The organism is Bacillus kalamii, from assembly GCF_047238185.1.
Taxonomy (GTDB): Bacteria; Bacillota; Bacilli; order Bacillales; family DSM-1321; genus Bacillus_AD.
On sequence record NZ_JBDFMI010000001.1, the window covers coordinates 1,466,309 to 1,483,888 of the forward strand.

The 17,580-nt window shown below is 40.9% G+C and carries 21 protein-coding genes; 20 read left to right on the forward strand and 1 reads right to left on the reverse strand.

Features of this window, described 5'->3' with window-relative positions:
• Window positions 1-37: 37 nt before the first annotated feature.
• The 14 genes from ABC357_RS07390 to ABC357_RS07455 all read left to right on the forward strand — a co-directional run bounded on the left by ABC357_RS07390 (window position 38) and on the right by ABC357_RS07455 (window position 11,569).
• A complete protein-coding gene (locus ABC357_RS07390) occupies window positions 38-1,420 on the forward strand; it encodes a sigma-54 interaction domain-containing protein (protein WP_412886883.1) in 1,383 nt (460 codons plus the stop codon).
• 73 nt (window positions 1,421-1,493) lie between these two features.
• Entirely contained in the window at window positions 1,494-2,915 is a 1,422-nt protein-coding gene (gene kamA / locus ABC357_RS07395) for a lysine 2,3-aminomutase (RefSeq protein WP_412886884.1), read from the forward strand.
• Window positions 2,916-2,932: 17 nt separating this feature from the next.
• Window positions 2,933-3,199: a YokU family protein gene (locus ABC357_RS07400; protein ID WP_412888607.1), complete on the forward strand. Its 267-nt coding sequence runs from the start codon at window positions 2,933-2,935 to the stop codon at window positions 3,197-3,199.
• 131 nt (window positions 3,200-3,330) lie between these two features.
• Window positions 3,331-3,519: a hypothetical protein gene (locus ABC357_RS07405; RefSeq protein WP_412886885.1), complete on the forward strand. Its 189-nt coding sequence runs from the start codon at window positions 3,331-3,333 to the stop codon at window positions 3,517-3,519.
• Window positions 3,520-3,665: 146 nt separating this feature from the next.
• Window positions 3,666-3,890, forward strand: coding sequence for a YozE family protein (locus ABC357_RS07410; protein ID WP_412886886.1), 225 nt, complete (start codon window positions 3,666-3,668; stop codon window positions 3,888-3,890).
• A gap of 136 nt (window positions 3,891-4,026) precedes the next feature.
• On the forward strand, window positions 4,027-4,737 hold the full coding sequence (locus ABC357_RS07415; protein WP_412886887.1) for a hypothetical protein: 711 nt from the start codon (window positions 4,027-4,029) through the stop codon (window positions 4,735-4,737).
• Between the two features lie 109 nt (window positions 4,738-4,846).
• Window positions 4,847-5,017, forward strand: coding sequence for a YozD family protein (locus tag ABC357_RS07420; RefSeq protein ID WP_412886888.1), 171 nt, complete (start codon window positions 4,847-4,849; stop codon window positions 5,015-5,017).
• 205 nt (window positions 5,018-5,222) lie between these two features.
• Window positions 5,223-5,930, forward strand: a complete 708-nt coding sequence (gene deoD, locus ABC357_RS07425) for a purine-nucleoside phosphorylase (protein WP_412886889.1) — start codon at window positions 5,223-5,225, stop codon at window positions 5,928-5,930.
• A gap of 118 nt (window positions 5,931-6,048) precedes the next feature.
• The gene (locus tag ABC357_RS07430; protein ID WP_412888608.1) at window positions 6,049-6,846 is read left to right on the forward strand and encodes a M15 family metallopeptidase; all 798 of its coding nucleotides are present in this window, start codon (window positions 6,049-6,051) and stop codon (window positions 6,844-6,846) included.
• A gap of 34 nt (window positions 6,847-6,880) precedes the next feature.
• Window positions 6,881-8,344, forward strand: a complete 1,464-nt coding sequence (locus tag ABC357_RS07435; RefSeq protein ID WP_412886890.1) for a lmo1851 family serine protease — start codon at window positions 6,881-6,883, stop codon at window positions 8,342-8,344.
• Window positions 8,345-8,493: 149 nt separating this feature from the next.
• Complete coding sequence (locus ABC357_RS07440; protein ID WP_412886891.1) at window positions 8,494-9,252, forward strand: AAA family ATPase; 759 nt, start codon at window positions 8,494-8,496, stop codon at window positions 9,250-9,252.
• A gap of 136 nt (window positions 9,253-9,388) precedes the next feature.
• Window positions 9,389-10,321 carry a CobW family GTP-binding protein gene (locus tag ABC357_RS07445; protein ID WP_412886892.1) on the forward strand — a complete coding sequence of 311 codons (933 nt, stop codon included), beginning with the start codon at window positions 9,389-9,391 and terminating at the stop codon, window positions 10,319-10,321.
• An 80-nt stretch (window positions 10,322-10,401) separates the two neighbouring features.
• On the forward strand, window positions 10,402-10,758 hold the full coding sequence (locus tag ABC357_RS07450) for a DUF2188 domain-containing protein (protein WP_412886893.1): 357 nt from the start codon (window positions 10,402-10,404) through the stop codon (window positions 10,756-10,758).
• 199 nt (window positions 10,759-10,957) lie between these two features.
• Window positions 10,958-11,569: a flavin reductase family protein gene (locus ABC357_RS07455; protein ID WP_412888609.1), complete on the forward strand. Its 612-nt coding sequence runs from the start codon at window positions 10,958-10,960 to the stop codon at window positions 11,567-11,569.
• Between the two features lie 177 nt (window positions 11,570-11,746).
• Here the strand turns inward: ABC357_RS07455 and ABC357_RS07460 are convergent, their stop codons facing one another.
• Window positions 11,747-11,989: a DNA alkylation repair protein gene (locus tag ABC357_RS07460; protein WP_412886894.1), complete on the reverse strand. Its 243-nt coding sequence runs from the start codon at window positions 11,987-11,989 to the stop codon at window positions 11,747-11,749.
• Window positions 11,990-12,173: 184 nt separating this feature from the next.
• Here ABC357_RS07460 and ABC357_RS07465 point away from each other — a divergent pair, with 184 nt between their 5' ends.
• The 6 genes from ABC357_RS07465 (at window position 12,174) to ABC357_RS07490 (ending at window position 17,554) form a co-directional block, all read left to right on the forward strand.
• Window positions 12,174-13,133 carry a YncE family protein gene (locus ABC357_RS07465; RefSeq protein WP_412886895.1) on the forward strand — a complete coding sequence of 320 codons (960 nt, stop codon included), beginning with the start codon at window positions 12,174-12,176 and terminating at the stop codon, window positions 13,131-13,133.
• Window positions 13,134-13,140: 7 nt separating this feature from the next.
• Window positions 13,141-13,830 (forward strand): response regulator transcription factor, encoded by a 690-nt coding sequence (locus ABC357_RS07470; protein WP_412886896.1) that lies wholly within the window; start codon window positions 13,141-13,143, stop codon window positions 13,828-13,830.
• Complete coding sequence (locus tag ABC357_RS07475) at window positions 13,820-15,226, forward strand: sensor histidine kinase (protein WP_412886897.1); 1,407 nt, start codon at window positions 13,820-13,822, stop codon at window positions 15,224-15,226. Before ABC357_RS07470 ends, ABC357_RS07475 begins: the two co-directional genes overlap by 11 nt.
• A 65-nt stretch (window positions 15,227-15,291) precedes the next feature.
• Window positions 15,292-15,774, forward strand: a complete 483-nt coding sequence (locus ABC357_RS07480; protein WP_412886898.1) for a FixH family protein — start codon at window positions 15,292-15,294, stop codon at window positions 15,772-15,774.
• Window positions 15,775-15,901: 127 nt separating this feature from the next.
• Window positions 15,902-16,381, forward strand: a complete 480-nt coding sequence (locus tag ABC357_RS07485; RefSeq protein WP_412886899.1) for a DUF6385 domain-containing protein — start codon at window positions 15,902-15,904, stop codon at window positions 16,379-16,381.
• A 330-nt stretch (window positions 16,382-16,711) separates the two neighbouring features.
• Entirely contained in the window at window positions 16,712-17,554 is an 843-nt protein-coding gene (locus ABC357_RS07490) for a CAP domain-containing protein (protein ID WP_412886900.1), read from the forward strand.
• The last annotated feature ends 26 nt before the right edge of the window (window positions 17,555-17,580 follow it).

Sequence of the window (17,580 nt, forward strand, 5' to 3'; positions counted from 1 at the left end):
ATATACATATAGAAATAGGAATAAAGGAAGTGAAAAAGTGGCTGAGTCAACCGTATTTTCACAGAAAAACCTGGAGTTGCTCCTTAACTCGATCGACGAAGGAATACATGCGGTCGATTTAACTGGCCGGACAATCGTGTATAATTCGTTTTCTGCCCAATTGGACGGTATGAGGATCGATGAAGTGATGGGAAAGCATATCTTGAAGGCTTTCCCTTCTTTAACCAATAAAACAAGTACGCTATTGCAGGTGATCAAAACCGGTAAACCGGTGTACCATCACCAGCAATCTTACTTGAATATGCACGGCAGGAAAATCGACAGTGTCAATACCACTCTGCCAATCAAATTGGACGGCGAAATGATTGCGGCAGTTGAGGTTGCCAAGGATTATAGCCGCATAAGACAGCTTACTGAGCGTGTGATGGAATTGGAGAATAAAAGAAATCGGAAGCCGACCAAAAAAACGGCTTCCCATACAGCCACCTATGTTTTTGAAGACTTAAAGAGTAATGACCCGGCATTTCTGCAAGAAGTGGAACGGGGCCGCAAAGCTGCCTGCTCTGCATCGCCTGTCCTTCTATATGGTGAAAGTGGAACTGGCAAAGAATTGTTTGTACACGGCATCCATAATGCCTCTTCCCGGGCAAGCGGACCATTTATTGCCCAAAATTGTGCAGCGTTGCCGGAATCCCTTTTGGAAAGCCTGCTTTTCGGAACGGCAAAAGGAAGCTATACGGGTGCGGTTGACCGCAAAGGACTATTTGAACTGGCGGACGGAGGGACGTTGTTTCTGGATGAAATCCAATCCATGAGTATGGGTATACAAGCCAAACTACTTAGAGTTCTGGAAGATGGAATCATCCGAAGGGTAGGTGGGACAAACGATAAGCAAGTCGATGTGAGAGTGATATCAGCCATGAATATTGATCCTGAGAAAGCAATGGAAGAAAAAAGCCTGCGTCCGGACTTATATTTTCGGCTGAACGTGCTTAGTTTCTGTCTGCCGCCATTAAGGGAGAGACCGGGTGATATCTCTTTATTGACCGTACATTTTATGGAGTTTTTCAATCGAAGGCTAAACAAACGGTTTTCAACAGTTTCGCCTTTAGTTATGGAAACGATGAAGCAGTATAGGTGGCCGGGGAATGTCCGTGAACTTAAACATTGCATTGAATTCATGGCAATACACAGTGAGGGAACATTATTGGAAGAGCTGCCGCCATTTTTGAAAAATAAAAAGGTTCCCTCTTGCCTTCCCGAGATCCCTTCTTTAAGACAAGCCTTGATGGATAAGGAAACAGAGCTGGTAGAAATGGCTATGGAACGAACAAACGGAAATGTCTTGCAGGCAGCAAAATTGCTTGGCATTCCCCGCCAAACGCTGCAATATAAAATGAAAAAGCCGGGATTCAACTAAATTTCGCCCGCCTCAATAGAATCTGGAACGGCTCTTGCATAGTAATATAACAAAGTGCAGGGAGGTCTGGAAAATGAATCAATTATTATATAAACCTAAAAGGCATTGGAAAGATATTGAGTTGTGGAAAGATGTCACAGATGAACAATGGAACGATTGGCTTTGGCAATTGACTCATACCATACGTACGCTGGATGATTTGAAAAAGGTCATCAACTTGACTCCAGAAGAGGAAGAAGGCGTTTTTGTATCAACTAAGACAATTCCCCTGAATATTACCCCCTATTACGCTTGGCTGATGGATCCGGATGATCCTCGCTGCCCAATCCGTATGCAATCTGTACCGGTCGGGAAAGAAATATATAAAACGAAATATGATTTAGAGGACCCCCTTCATGAGGATGAGGATTCACCAGTTCCCGGACTGACCCATCGCTATCCGGACAGGGTGTTGTTTCTGGTGACCAATCAGTGTTCCATGTATTGCCGTTATTGCACCCGGCGGCGTTTTTCAGGACAAATTGGAATGGGTGTGCCAAAGAAGCAAATCGACGAGATGATTGCGTATATCCGTGAGACGCCTCAAGTGAGGGATGTATTGATTTCCGGTGGGGACGGCCTCCTCATTAATGACACAATATTGGAATATACCTTGAAAAATCTGCGAAGTATTCCACATTTGGAAATCATTCGGATCGGTACGAGGGCTCCAGTCGTATTCCCTCAGCGAATCACTGAAAACTTATGTGCAATATTAAAGAAATACCATCCAGTTTGGCTAAATACCCATTTCAACACAAGTATTGAAATAACAGAAGAGTCTAAAAGAGCATGTGAAATGCTGGTTGACGCCGGTGTGCCGGTCGGCAATCAATCTGTTATTCTTGCGGGGATTAATGATAGTGTGCCAATCATGAAACAACTGGTGCATGATTTGGTCATGATCAGAGTCCGGCCGTATTATATTTACCAATGCGATTTATCGGAAGGGATTTCCCATTTTCGGGCACCGGTATCCAAAGGCTTGGAAATCATTGAAGGTTTAAGGGGGCATACTAGCGGTTATGCTTGCCCGACTTTTGTGGTGGATGCCCCAGGAGGAGGAGGGAAAATTGCCTTGCAGCCTAATTACTTGCTTTCTCAATCCCCTGGCAAAACAGTCCTCCGTAATTTTGAAGGGGTCATAACAACCTATCCTGAACCTGAGTCATATACTCCCGGTACGGCGGATGATTATTTTAATTCTGTCTACGGTAATCGAAAAACAGTCCATCAATCTACAGGGATTTCGGCACTAATGCAGGATAAGGCATTCAATCTGGTGCCGAAGGACTTACCGAGGTACCAGAAGCGCGAGTCCTATACACAGGATCCCGGGCATGCGACCATAAAGGATAACCGTGAACGGCGTGATAAAATCAGGGATAAAAAATTCAACGCCCAGATATCAGAGAAACAGCCAGAAAATGTGCCGGGCAGCACGCAGGAGGGATGAAGATGGATGAATTATGCATGTGGTGCGAGGAAACTGCGGTCCAAAGTGTGATGGACACCGTCTATTGGGAATTGCCTGATGGCACGAGGGCGATCGAAATAAAAGAAGTGCCGTCATTTTATTGTCCTGCATGCAGCTGCACCTATCAGGAGCATGGAATTATTAAAGAGATAGAGAATCATTTGTTCATCATCAATACGTCTATTTTAGACCAAAGCCTTACTTATACTGAATTGATGAAGCAGCCAAAATTGTTGAAAAGGAACTATTTTGATTTTTCCTAAAGCAGCCTGGTTTTTCTCTTTTTCGTATTTTCCCATTTTTCACAAATAATTCAAGTTTCATTCTCTGCCTTGCCTCGATTCTTTTATACAATATGGAATAGGGGTTGAGTGTGGCGAAGGGGAGGATGGGAATGTATTTTGCGATTACGTTCATGATGGTTGCCGCCATGTTTGTCTTGTTCATGTGCGGTTATTATGCGGGAGTCATTAAAGAAAAGTACGGGAAGAATTGGTTGTTTGCAGTTCCCTTTACCGTGGCATTATTAATGTTCAATGTGATATGGGCAATCGTTGAAATGGGAAAGGCCGGTAGATGGTAAGGGAAAGCAGAAGAGCGAAAAATGGAGGAAGCGGTCCTTTCGGGACGGCTTCTTTTTATATGCATAAAAAGAAATGTACTAGACTCTGAGGCAAACATCGTCTATATTATTAAACAATCATACAGCCGAAAAAAGGAGTGACGAAATTGAAAACATTTTATCAATTTCTGCAGACATACAGACAACCGAAGGAGATTGATGCCCTGACTAAATTCGCAAACGATGCTTTTAATGACCATAGTTTTCCGAAGCAGTCGGCGGACTACCATGAAATCAGTTCCTATCTTGAAATGAATGGCTCCTATCTAGCCAGCATGAGCATATTTGATGATGCCTGGGAGAAATACAGCCAGCAAAACCTCTCTTCTTGATTTACTTATTCTTTATTTAACGGGCATGGAAAAGGCAGATGAAGGTGGACGCCTATTACCCTCAATATTGATAACCTGTCAAGGAATTATGCATATACTATCGTAAATACAGTATCAGCCTTGGGGGATGCCTTAAATGGGTAATAAAAAGAAAGCGAGATATAAAGTTGGTGATACAGTTGTCATTACGATGTATGGGACGGTAGGCAAAGTGACGGATGTGAAATTCATTGAAGGTTCATTTGTTTATGAGGTCAATTATAGTGAAGGCTTGTACTTAGAGCCCTTGCTGGTTTCAGTGGATGAATACGACGGGGATTTGCTGCAGGATAAGGAAGAAATCAATATTGAATACCAGTTCTTCTTTGGGGATTTGGTCCAGGTTGAGGGTTATGATGAAGAGTACTTCAAGGTAATCGGTTTCAGGACGGAAATCTGGAGATATAAGGAAAATGCGTGGGAAGATGTGGTATATGAATTATCCCGCCTTTCCGATGGAGAATGGCTTGAAGCCCATGAAGATGAATTAATCCTTATTGCCGATGCTGAAAGTGCAGATACGTATTTCCAGAATCTTGATTTAGTGAAACCAATCAAGAAAATAAAGACGGCAAAAGATGCCAAAGCCCAGACCGCCGCAACAAAAGCTGAACAAAAAAACCTTCAGGAACTGCTGGAGCAAAAGCAGTTAATTGATCAGCTTCTTGACCTCTATAATGATTATGGCAGCCTTTACAAAAGTTTCCGGGATGAAGAGTATAAAAAAGTCATGCTGCTCACACTATTGAAGCTGAAGAACCTTTCCGCCCAAGGCGCCATGAAGGCGAAGGATAAACACGTGAAATAGGAGAAAACCATTTGGAAAGCGATGCTTTTTCCCTAGTCGGGCCGTTTATACATTTTTGTAATAACGCTGAATGACTTCACATAAAGGTATATAAAGGGGGGCGGTTTTTTTGAGAGATATTGAGGTTGTTATCGATACCGAAGAAATTGCTGAATATTTCTTTGAAGAATTGACTAAGCGAGGGTATTCACCGACTTTAGAAGAACTCGAAGAAATTGCCGATATTACGTTTGAATATTTGCTGGATAAATGCATTATTGATGAAGAAGTGGAAGAATAAACAGATCGTACGGTAGCATAGAAGCTGCCGTTTTTTATGTTTAAGGATATAATTTCCTTTTTAAATGATTAAGGAACTGTTAAAAATATAATGGTATATTATCTTTATGGCAAAAAACTGCACAATGCAAACATCTTACAATTTAACTAGTTGATTAAACTATGGTATAGTGGTGTTTGGAAAACGTTTTTAGGAGGAATTATTAATGAGTGTACATATTGGAGCAAAAGCTGGAGACATTGCAGAAACGGTATTATTGCCTGGCGATCCGCTTCGTGCTAAATATATTGCAGAAACATTTTTGGAAAACCCAGTTTGTTATAATGAAGTAAGAGGGATGTATGGATATACAGGTACATACAAAGGGCATAGAATCTCTGTACAAGGGACAGGCATGGGTGTTCCTTCTATTTCCATCTATGTGAACGAGTTGATCCAAAGCTATGATGTGAAAAATTTAATCCGTGTCGGTACATGTGGAGCAATCCAAAAGGATGTAAAGGTGAGGGATGTCATCCTGGCTATGTCTGCTTCGACAGATTCCAAGATGAACCGCGCAATATTCGGAACAGTCGATTATGCGCCGACTGCAAGCTTCGACCTTCTTAAAAAGGCTTATGATGCAGGAATAGAGAAGGGGCTTCATCTAAAAGCCGGAAACATTTTTACGGCTGATCAATTCTACAATGACTACGCAGAACATGAAAAATGGGCGCAATATCAAATCCTTGCCATTGAAATGGAGTCTTCTGCCCTATATACACTCGCTGCAAAATTCGGCAGAAATGCTTTGTCTGTACTGACTGTCAGTGATCACTTGCTTACAGGGGAAGAGACTACAGCTGAGGAAAGACAAACAACATTTAGCGATATGATTGAAGTGGCATTGGAAGCTGCAATCAAAGAGAAATAAACCTCTAAGATGAGAATGTCCCTATCACTAAGCTGGCATGACGAAATGTTTAGTGAGCGGGCATTCTCTTTTCCATTCCAAATCGGTATGAAGGTGTAAAAAGTGAGGATTGAAAATGATGAAAAAGCAGATAACAACTGCAATGGCAGCTTTACTACTGCTTAGTGGATGCCAATCGCAATTCAATGTTTCCGGAGATGAAAACCAATCTCATCCAAAGAAGCAAGAACAACAAGATAAAGCAGAAAAAAAGGAAACTTCCAGTGGCTTTTCCATTCCCGCGAAGGATTTCAACTCTATTAAAGAGGCAGATGGGAAAAAGGTCATTCAAAATCCTGAAAATTTGCTGGCACTGGTAAATAAGACCTATTCTTTGCCTGAGAATTATATCCCGGGCGATCTTGTCCGTGCGGATGTGGATTATTCATTCGGAGATGCACAGATTGAAAAAGCGCTCATGAGAAAAGAAGCGGCAACCGCTTTATCTGACATGTTCAAAGGAGCGAAACAGGAAGGGATTGAACTGTTTGCTGTGTCAGGTTACCGTTCCTATATCAGACAGCAATCTGTCTTCAACAATGATGCAGCGAAAAAAGGCATTGATGAGACAAAAAAATTAGTCGCCGTTCCTGGGGAAAGCGAACATCAAACGGGTTTATCCATGGACATTTCAGCCCATTCAGCCAATCTGGACTTAGTCCAAAGCTTTGAAAATACAGCCGAGGGCAAATGGCTGGCTGCCAATGCACACAAATATGGCTTTATCCTCCGTTACCCAAAAGGGAAGGAAAACATTACGAAATACGAGTATGAGCCTTGGCATTTCCGTTATGTTGGGAAAAAGTATGCTGCAACCATCTATGAAAATAATCTGACTTTAGAGGAATTCATCGAACGCGCGGAGAAAGAAAAGTAAGTTAAAAAAGCATGCTTGTGAAAGTGGTGAAGACATGGATAACGAAAGCAAACAGCCTGACAGTGGCAATTCGAATAATTATATTAAGTTCAAAAAATTCCACTTTATAATGGGTGTGTTTTTTATCGTTTTTGTAACGGCAGCTGTAACGACAATCGCTCTGACATTCGGTGATAAAAAAGTCCAGCCTGTCGCAACAAATACTGATCGTGCAGAGTTCAATAAACTGTATGATACATTCGATACAATCAAAAGCGAATACTACACAAAAGTGAAGGATGCTACATTGGTCAACGGAGCAATTAACGGCATGCTCGAATCATTGGACGACCCTTATTCGGATTATATGAATGAGAAAGAAGCGTCAAGCTTCCATGAACAGATTTCGGCCTCTTTTGAAGGAATTGGCGCAGAAATACAGGAACAAAACGGCCAAATTTCAATTGTGTCCCCTATTAAAGGGTCTCCTGCTGAAAAAGCCGGTCTGAAGGCTAACGATATAATCGTCAGTGTCAATGGCAAAAGCCTTCAAGGAATCAGTTCAACAGAAGCCGTTACGAAAATAAGAGGGAAAAAGGGTTCAAAGGTCGACCTGATGATTAAAAGAGGAAGTCAAGATCCGTTTAAGGTCACTTTAACTCGGGATACGATACCGATTGAAACAGTGTATGGTGAAATGCTGCAAAATAATATTGCACGCATCCAAGTAACTAGCTTTTCTGATAATACCTCTACAGAATTGGCGAAATCGCTAAATGAAATGAAGGAAAAGGGCATGAAAGGCCTTGTGCTGGATTTGAGGGGAAATCCAGGTGGAATCATGCAGGAAGCAATCAAGATTTCAAGCATGTTCGTCCCAAATGATGAAGTAGTCCTACAAGTCCAGGATCGTGCAGGAAACAAACAAGTCTTTAAATCGAATAATAATGGACAGAATAAGTTTCCGATGGTTGTCCTTGTGGATGGCGGAAGCGCAAGTGCTTCAGAAATCGTTGCCGCCGCTCTAAGCGAATCCGCTGATATCAAGCTTGTCGGGGAAAAGACTTTCGGAAAAGGAACTGTCCAAAATGCGAAAGATTTCAAAGACGGTTCCAATATTAAATTTACGACAGCTAAATGGCTGACACCTAAAGGGAACTGGATCCATAAAAAAGGAATCCAGCCTGATGTCAAGGTAGAACTGCCTTCATATGCCCACTTAACCGTTATTTCGCCTGAGCAGGAAATGAAGGTCGGTACAAGTTCTACAGAAACAAAGGTCGCTGAGCAAATGCTGGAAGCTCTGGGCTACCAAACAGGTACAGTTGACGGCATCTATGATAATCAGACAAAAACTGCAGTCATGCAGCTGCAGAAAGATTTGAATATCAAACAGGATGGCATCCTGAAAGGAGACTCTACGACCGGGCTAATGAATAAGCTCCGCGAGAAAATCCTTAAGAATGACACTCAATTGAAAAAAGCGGTAGAAGTACTGACCGGAGAAATGAATAAATAAAGGATTGGAATGGAGCTATTGGCTCCATTCTTCTTTTATATATGGAAATGTAGCGAAATGAGGAAAAGATGCTATTATATATTTGTGCAAAATATGCTAATCTCTTAGTAAGCTTTATGGAGGTTTTATTTGGGAGGGGATTGCGCACAATGGGAATGGCAGATAGAAGATTTATCCGCAGTGTTGCTTTGAAGAAAGGTCATGGCTGGAATGCTAAGGAATTTCCATTTCATTTGCCGGCGGTCAAGCAACTGAACAAACTGACACTACATAAGAATGTGACTTTTATTGTCGGCGAAAATGGGAGCGGGAAATCAACCGTTCTGGAAGCGATTGCTGCTTCTTACGGCTTTAACCCGGAAGGCGGGACGAAAAATTTTATGTTTTCTACCTTTGATAGCCACACAAATCTACACGAACATATCAGTCTTATAAAAGGAAGCGCAAAACCGGATGATGGCTTTTTCTTCCGGGCTGAGAGCTATTATAATGTTGCTACCCATATTGAGGAGCTAGATAAAGAGCAAGGAAGCGGAAACAGGATTATCAAGAGCTATGGGGATACTTCCCTTCATAAGCAATCCCACGGAGAGTCGTTTATGTCTCTTTTCCTGCATCGATTCGGGCCAAACAGCCTATATATCCTGGACGAACCTGAGGCAGCCTTATCTCCTTCCAGGCAGCTGACTCTTATATCGCGTTTGCATGAACTCGTTGAAGAAGGCTGCCAATTTATTATTGCAACACATTCCCCGATCTTGCTGGCTTACCCCAATAGCGTTATATACCAGTTGAATGAGGGGTATGAGAAAGTAACATATGAAGAAAGCGACCATTATCAAATAACGAAATCGTTTCTTGATTATCCAAAGAGAATGCTAGATGTGCTGATGTCAAAGCCAAAATAAAGAGTGAAACATTTCCCTTTGCGGATGCACCTGGCATATAATGCACAGTATAGCGATTATCCTTTATAGGATGGTAATACATATATGAAAACAGCTATTTATAGATATAGATTGTAATTAGAAGAGGTGCAAGAGAATGAAAAAAACGGAAGTTTATATTATTGGAGGATTTTTAGGGAGCGGAAAAACTACATTATTGCAGCATATTATTAAGCAGGAACAAAAGGAAGGAAGAAAAATTGCTGTCCTGCTGAATGAATTGGGAAGTATTTCAATCGACTCAGCATTAATCGGTAATGAGGGTGTTCCGTTTAAAGAGCTTTTCGATGGATGTATCTGTTGCACCATATCTGATAAAGTGGAAGCTCAGCTGCAATCGTTGACAATGGAAAATGATTTGGATGCCATCTATATTGAAACAACAGGCGCAGCCCATCCTGTGGAGGTTGTGGACAGCATCATTTCGCCATTGCTTGTCGATTCGCTTGAATATAGAGGCATTATAACGGTTGTCGATATTTCGCGTTGGGCCGACCGAAGTAAGCTAACTCCGCAAATTAGACAATTAATGATTGAACAAATTGCCCATGCCGATACGGTTGTATTAAATAAGGTGGATTTGGTCAGTGAACAGCAAAGTAGTTCCATATTATTTGAAATCCAATCACTCAATAATGATGCATTATGCTTGTTTACGAGTGAAGGCAAGATTGCTTTGGTTGATTTCCAGCAGCAGACTGTCCATAGCGGACAAAAAAAAGGGAATGGGAAACATAGTATCGCTGATTTACATCTGCAAACAGTCATTTATACTTTCAGTACTTCTATCCAATATGAATCCTTTGAAAAATGGCTGCGCGCGTTGCCGGAGACTGTATATCGGATCAAGGGATATATTGGCTTTACACATTCGCAATATCCATTTTTATTCCAATATTCATATGGTACGCCTGTCATGATCCAGGAACTGATAAAGATGCCATTGAACATTGTCATCATAGGGCAGGATATGGATAGGGAACAAATGCTTGGGGAATTGAAGGCATTGGAAAAGGAAATGGAAGTTTGATGGACAGAAAGCCAGGTTTTTTCCTTATTCAGGCGGGTATGTAAGTACCATATACTTCACTAATCAGAGGAGGAATGGGAATGCCTTGGAATAACCACGATTATCCGCCTAGTATGAAACATTTGGATACAGCTGTGCGCCATAAAGCAATCGAGATTGCCAATGCGTTACTTGATGATGGATATGAAGAAGGAAGAGCGATCAGTATTGCCACAAAGCAAGCAGAAGATTATGTGGAAACGCACCATAATGGCAATGAACCATATGAAGTAAAACCGCATGGAGATGGCTGGCAGGTCATAAAGAAGGGGAATGACCGGGCAAGCTATGTTTCTGAGAAGAAAAAAGATGCTGTTGAAAAGGCAAGGGAGCTCAGTGGAAAACATAAAACTACATTTGTGCAATATAAACAGGACGGTACGAAACAATCCTCATAATAAAAAACTGCTTTGCCCAGTATTGCTGAGCAAGCAGTTTTTTTGGTGTCGACCTCTAATCTGTGGGAATTGACAGGGAATTTGATGTCATTTATACTTATCTCGATATCGAAATAAATGAATTTATAATAATTTCACTGAACTTTGAAATAAATGTTCAAATGCAATCGATAATGGGGATGAAAAAGCTATGAAGAAAATGTATTCAATTGATCCGGCAACGATGAGTGAGAGAGAGAATTATAAGTTTTTGACAGGTACAATTGTGCCTCGCCCAATTGCATTCGTAACCACTGTGGGAACAGATGGAACTATAAATGCTGCACCGTTCAGTTTCTTCAATATTGTATCTTCCAATCCGCCGCTAGTTAGCTTATCTGTCCAAAGGAAAAACGGGAAACAAAAGGATACGGCCCGCAATATCGTTGATTCTGGTGAATATGTGATTCACATTGTGGATGAGTCAAATGTCGACGAAGTAAATAAAACTGCCGCTTCCCTCCCTGCCTATGAAAGTGAATTGGATTTAACCAACTTCACAATGATTACTAGTTCAGTTGTCGGCACACCTGCTGTCCAGGAAGCAAAAGTGAGGATGGAATGCCGGCTGGAAAAAGCCATTCCGTTAGGTGGGGATAACAAGGATGGATGTGATTTATTGATAGGGAACATTGTTGCCTACCACATTGATGAAAATTTGTACGATTCAAAAGGCCATATCAATCAAGAGGAACTTGCAGCCGTTAGCCGTCTGGCTGGAAACCAATATGCTAAGATGGGAGAATTTTTTTCTATCGAAAGACCGGAATAGAGATTCATTATTCCATATAAAACCAGCGGATATGTCTGCTTCCGCTGGTTTTGTGTGTAAAAAATGCAAGTTTTTTTAACTGAAACAGCAGCTGCAGCCTTAAGTAAGGGCCCATTTCGTTTGCTGTTTTTCCTTTGTCTTAGCTTGTCGGGGCTAAGCAGGCAATCTCCGCTTTTCTTATTCCATACTTCCGTAGGCTTCGAATGTTTGGGCGCTGTCTATTAATCCACATGCTGCGCACTGGACGCGTATATCAGGGCCGTTGTATGTGATATGAAAGGGTTCTGTTTGTCCGTTTGAGTATTCTTGGATAATGTCCCCGGTTTGAGGATCGAGTTTTACGGGATGCGGCACCTGCTCCAATAGATTGAAGCGCGTCCGATTTGTTTTGCATTGGGGACAGCGGTATTTTTTGCTCATAGATATTCTCCTATACTGTAGAATTCTTTGCTTTTATCGTATAGTCTGACTATATAGCAAGGAAATTATGTGGAATAATTTCCTTTATTTTTCTTGGAAAAAATTATAAGTTTTCGAAAACACTACATACTTTTTTCACATTTTTCCGTTAGACTGGTGAGGGGATAAGGGTGAGGAACAATATATGAAAAAAAAAGGGGCAATTTTGTTAGTGATTTTATGCTTTTTGGCAAGTTGCACACATACAAATGTGAAACCTGTTATGAAAAGCATGCCTTTTATAGCCAGTGTCAATTTAAAGGACCATACACTGACCTTTTTGAATGCTGACACGTTGAAAAAATCGGTAACGTGGAAGATTGATACATTCGCAACAGGCGCCTGCTTGTTGCCTGATAAGGATCATTTAGCTATTTTTGGGAAAACGATGGACCATATACAAATTTTTTCTTTGAGTCAAGGGAAATTGGTGGATAAATGGGATACCGGGCAAGGCATTGTTTTTATGTCCATCCTTAAAGATAGGAATAGGATTGGTGTAATCGATCAGCATACCAACACCATTCGTATATTATCCTTAAATGGGGAACTATTGAAGAGGCAAGAGGTAGGAAATCAGCCAATTTCATTTTTGGAAAGAGGCGGCAACTTATATGTGATCAATTTTAATGATCAAAAAATAAGTATTTTGGACACTAAAACATTGAAAGTGCTTGATGAAATGCCAGTAGGCCGTTATTCCACTGGCATCATGACCAGTAAAGACGGCAAAACACTTTGGCTTGGAGGGCATGGAGAAGGAAATAAAGTGGAGGAAGATATACATCTTTATTCCTTGGAAACAAAAAAGCTCGTCAAGAAGCTTCACGCTCCTTCCATGCCTGTAAAATTTTTAACAATTTATCAATCAGTATTTATTATTAGCCATGGCAGTAGTACAATCTACAAGTGGCAGACTGGAAATCAGAGCCTGCAATCGTTGAAAGTGGGCATTAACCCATTTGAAATCGGAAAGAGCAAAGATTATATTGTTGTAGCCTCATATGATGATGACCGAATATACATCATAGAACCTGAGCCATTGTCCATCAAAAAGGTGGTTAAAACAGGCAAAGGACCATTTCAACTAGTGATAAGGGAGTAGAACACATATGTTAGATTACAAGGTTTTAGTAGTAGACGACGAAGAAGATATGAGGCATCTTGTAGAGATGTATCTTTTGAATTCAGGCTATCAATGCATCCAGGCAAGCAATGGCCATCAAGCGCTTGAAGCAGTGAAGACGGAGCAGATCGATGTGGTGCTGCTGGATATCATGATGCCTGAGCAGGACGGCTTCGAGGTGTGCGAGAACATCCGTACCCTTTCTGAAGTGCCGATCATTTTTGTAAGTGCCAAAGGGGAAGAGTGGGACAAGGTAAAGGGTTTAAAACTTGGCGGGGATGACTATGTCGTGAAGCCGTTCAGTCCGGGGGAACTGATTGCACGGATTGAAGCGTTATTGAGAAGATCCGGCAAAAAGAATGACCCGGTTGATTTAGATTTGGTTGTGTACGGCGAGATATCCATTAATAAGAAATCAAGGAAAGTGTTAGTTTCGGAACAACCTATTTCACTCACATTAAAAGAATATGAACTTTTAAATTTCTTGATCGGCCACTCAAATCAGGTATTGAGCAGGGAACAATTGCTTGAGCGGATTTGGGGGAATGATTACAGCGGTTCATTACGGACAGTCGACACACATGTGAAAACATTGCGTATGAAGCTGAAGAACGCCGACTATATCCAGACTGTTTGGGGCATAGGCTATAAATTTGAGGGTGGCAATGAAGCGTAGAAAACTCTCGTTGCAGCACAAATTATGGTTGACTATTTTTTGTATCATCTTATTGAGCGTAGGTTTTGCCTATTATTTGTCTCAATTGTTTTATGAAAAATTGTATGTTGATTATGTAAAAGAGAACCTCTATTCACAGGCAGAGCAATTGGCCCAGGATTATCAGGGAGGTCCACTGACAGATGAATATAAAGAGCATGTCAAATGGCTTAACAGCAAGACGCAAGGGGAGATTTTCGTCGTAAACAATCCCAGGGAGCTAAGTGCCTGTGTGCCTTTTGATTTAGATTATCACACACTTATTTCAGATAAAGAGAGACAGACACTTCTTGACGGCAACCCCATCTTTAAAAAAGGATTTGAAGAGCGGTTCCAAAGGGATATCGTTGCCGTTATATACCCTTTGCTGGACAATGGGGATCTAAAAGGCATTATTTACAGTTACATCCCATTAACCAGCATAAAAGAATTAACAAAGGAATTTACATTTATTTGGATTATTGCAGGCATTCTGTATATGACCATTACTCTTTATTTAGGTGTAAAAATTATTAATAAAATTGTAAAGCCATTAAAAGAAATCGAACAGGCTGCAAATAAGGTATCGCAAGGGGACTATTCAACTGTCCTGAATGATAGCAGCGATGACGAAATTGCCAGCTTGGCAAAAGCATTCAATAAAATGAGCCACGCTATTAAGGTTGAAGATGAAAGGAAGCGGGACTTTCTTGCTGATATTTCCCATGAATTGCGAACTCCACTAAGCTATGTTAAGGGATATACACAGGCTTTATTGGATGGTTTGGTTAGGGACCAAAAGGAACAAGTGAAATATCTCAATCTAATCGATAGGGAAACAAAACAATTGCAGAATCTGGTCCAGGATCTCCTTGACCTGACAAAAATGGAGTCAAATACGTTTGTTATAGATCCGGAGCCAATTGCTTTCTCGCAGTTTGTTGAGGACACATTGGATAAGTATAAAACAATCCTGCTTGATAAGAATTTAACGTTAAAAATGGACCTGGATCCTGAAGCAATCATCCTAGGTGATGGGAGCAGGTTGGAACAGGTGATTCAAAATATTGTGGAGAACTCAATCCGGTACAGCAAGGATGGAGGGTCAATCCATGTGGCATTATCCATTAAGGATAATCACTGTTATTTGGAAATCAGCGATAACGGCATCGGAATCAGCGAGGAACATTTGAAAAGAATCACTGAGAGGTTTTACAGGGTCAACAAAGCCCGCTCCCGTTTCAACGGGGGTACAGGCTTGGGCTTATCCATTGTCGAGAAACTTATGCAGCTGCATAATGGAGAAATGACGATTGAAAGCAAATTAAATGTGGGAACAAGGGTAAACCTGATCTTTCCTCTTCTGGAAGATTGGTAATGATAGGGGGATAAAGAGGGACCTCCCTCTTTTACATAAAGTCACTAAATCAAAGGGGTAGTGCTATGAAAAAAGTATGGATTGCTTTATTGTCTTGCGTATTTATTCTTGCTTTAGGGGCATGCGGAAAGGAAGATAAGCCCTCCGGCGTGAAGGATGGGGAATTATTGGACCTTGATGTGGAGTTATCCGTTAATCCTGAACAAGCGCAGGTGAATGAAAATATTACGTTTACAGCCAAGGTGAAATACGGTGGGAAGACTTTAAAAAAAGCGGATGAAGTCAAATTTGAAATTTGGCGCTCCAAAAGTGATCATCATGATAAAAAAGAAATTCAGCCGAATGAAGACGGGACCTATTCCTTGACCCGTTCTTTCACAGAAGAGGGTACTTATTATATTTATTCGCATGTTCAAGCAAAAGGTATACACAATATGCCAAAGAAGGAATTCACGGTTGGAAAGCCAAGCGAGCCTGAAACAAAAGAAGACGCCGCTAAGAACATGGATATGAATATGAATATGGAAAATAGCGACCATTCGAAATAACGTAAGTAAAGAGCTGTATCCGAAAGGATGCAGCTTTTTTGTTTTTACTAATGCGCTGAAGGATGTTCTTTCTTTTTGCTGAATTGAATATGTATATAGTACCCGACTTGTATTGTGAGGGAATGGAATGAATGAAAAAATGTTTCCTGAAGAAGAGCAGAGAATTACATACAAAGAAGCAGTGAAACAAGAGGTGCAGATTGGGGAGGAATTTCCGAATCAATGGTCACTAAAGCTTAAAACGATCGAGAGTATTTTAATCCCCGATTCTTCGTTTTCTTACCGCGAGAGTTCGCCGGATTTGCCTACTGTGGATATCAAGCGCCATGTTTTGTTGAAAAAAGATGGAAAAGCATCTATTACGTACGATGTTTCCCAACTGGACCGATACACTCTTTCAATCATTAACGAAAGTGCTCTCGCTATTTCATACAAGGTAGAGATCAGCCCGGACCAGTTTCATTACCGTGCGGTCTCAACTATTTGTACCATTAACCCAGGAGAGATGGAATGCTTCTTTTCCAACGAATATATGAAATACGCAAGGGTGCTGATTATGGGGGAACAGGTGGCATCTGCCATTATTATCTTGCAGGGAAAACGATAAATGATTGTATCATTGTAATTTATTTGTAAAATAAGTAATAAAATAGGGCGTAAAAATAATCTGTCAAGCTATTTATGCTAGTGTCTAAATGGAAATTGCTCAGCACAATTACCTGTGATACCTCTAATTCCTTTTGGAGGAAAAAATAACAAATCATGTGAGAATGCCAATTTAATAGGCATTCTCATTTTTGTATTTCTATATACTTCTAGTTTAGGAAGAAAAAAATAGTTCTTGTTCAGATGTGTAAAAATATGGTTCTTATATTACAAAAAAGCCATGTTACGATTTGTAGGCAAGCAAAACACAACAACAGGAGGATGTTTATTTATGAAGAAAAAAGCAATCGTATCATTAGCTGCGGCAACAGTACTTAGTTTAGGGTTAGGTAGCGCAACAAGCACATATGCAGCCTCAAAAACAATAGATTGCCAGGTTAACCAGTACAATCAATTTAAGCAGCTACAAAATGCTGCTGCAAATAAGAACACTATTAAGTTCGTTCCATTAAAAAATGGTTTCATAGTGGGCGGGATGTTCACTATTAAAAATAACTGCATCACTGTACCGCCTGTAACAAAACCGGAACAGAACCAGCCAGAGGTTGAAAAACCAGAACAAAACCAGCCAGAGGTTGAAAAACCGGAACAAAACCAGCCAGAGGTTGAAAAACCGGAACAAAATCAACCAGAAATCAATAATCCGGAACAGAACCAGCCTGAACAGGAACAGCCGGAAGTAAATGAACCGGAGCAAAACAAACCTGAACAGGACAAGCCTTCTGACTCATATGAAGTGAGTGCGTTTGAACAAAAAGTGGTTGAATTGACAAATGTCGAGCGCCAAAAGCAAGGGTTGCAGCCGCTTACTTTGGATACTGAGCTAAGTAAAGTAGCACGCATCAAATCACAGGACATGAAGGATAAAAACTATTTTGACCATAACAGCCCAACTTACGGTTCACCTTTTGATATGATGAAGCAATTCGGGATCTCATACCGCAGTGCTGCAGAAAACATTGCACAAGGACAACGTTCACCAGAGGAAGTTGTTAATGCATGGATGAATTCATCAGGCCACAGAGCAAACATCCTGAATGCAAGCTACACTCATATCGGCATCGGACATGTTAGCGACAATAATTATTGGACACAAATGTTCATTGGAAAATAAATGATACAAGAAAAAGACTCAACTGT

Coding starts and splice junctions, on each gene's coding strand:
- deoD (WP_412886889.1), top strand. CDS start 5,223: ATGAGTGTACATATTGGAGCAAAAGCTGGAGACATTGCAGAAACGGTA.
- ABC357_RS07435 (WP_412886890.1), top strand. CDS start 6,881: ATGGATAACGAAAGCAAACAGCCTGACAGTGGCAATTCGAATAATTAT.
- ABC357_RS07450 (WP_412886893.1), top strand. CDS start 10,402: ATGCCTTGGAATAACCACGATTATCCGCCTAGTATGAAACATTTGGAT.
- ABC357_RS07415 (WP_412886887.1), top strand. CDS start 4,027: ATGGGTAATAAAAAGAAAGCGAGATATAAAGTTGGTGATACAGTTGTC.
- ABC357_RS07400 (WP_412888607.1), top strand. CDS start 2,933: ATGTGGTGCGAGGAAACTGCGGTCCAAAGTGTGATGGACACCGTCTAT.
- ABC357_RS07445 (WP_412886892.1), top strand. CDS start 9,389: ATGAAAAAAACGGAAGTTTATATTATTGGAGGATTTTTAGGGAGCGGA.
- ABC357_RS07475 (WP_412886897.1), top strand. CDS start 13,820: ATGAAGCGTAGAAAACTCTCGTTGCAGCACAAATTATGGTTGACTATT.
- ABC357_RS07465 (WP_412886895.1), top strand. CDS start 12,174: ATGAAAAAAAAAGGGGCAATTTTGTTAGTGATTTTATGCTTTTTGGCA.
- ABC357_RS07485 (WP_412886899.1), top strand. CDS start 15,902: ATGAATGAAAAAATGTTTCCTGAAGAAGAGCAGAGAATTACATACAAA.
- ABC357_RS07430 (WP_412888608.1), top strand. CDS start 6,049: ATGAAAAAGCAGATAACAACTGCAATGGCAGCTTTACTACTGCTTAGT.
- ABC357_RS07405 (WP_412886885.1), top strand. CDS start 3,331: ATGTATTTTGCGATTACGTTCATGATGGTTGCCGCCATGTTTGTCTTG.
- ABC357_RS07470 (WP_412886896.1), top strand. CDS start 13,141: ATGTTAGATTACAAGGTTTTAGTAGTAGACGACGAAGAAGATATGAGG.
- ABC357_RS07460 (WP_412886894.1), bottom strand. CDS start 11,989: ATGAGCAAAAAATACCGCTGTCCCCAATGCAAAACAAATCGGACGCGC.
- ABC357_RS07490 (WP_412886900.1), top strand. CDS start 16,712: ATGAAGAAAAAAGCAATCGTATCATTAGCTGCGGCAACAGTACTTAGT.
- ABC357_RS07455 (WP_412888609.1), top strand. CDS start 10,958: ATGTATTCAATTGATCCGGCAACGATGAGTGAGAGAGAGAATTATAAG.
- ABC357_RS07440 (WP_412886891.1), top strand. CDS start 8,494: ATGGGAATGGCAGATAGAAGATTTATCCGCAGTGTTGCTTTGAAGAAA.
- kamA (WP_412886884.1), top strand. CDS start 1,494: ATGAATCAATTATTATATAAACCTAAAAGGCATTGGAAAGATATTGAG.
- ABC357_RS07480 (WP_412886898.1), top strand. CDS start 15,292: ATGAAAAAAGTATGGATTGCTTTATTGTCTTGCGTATTTATTCTTGCT.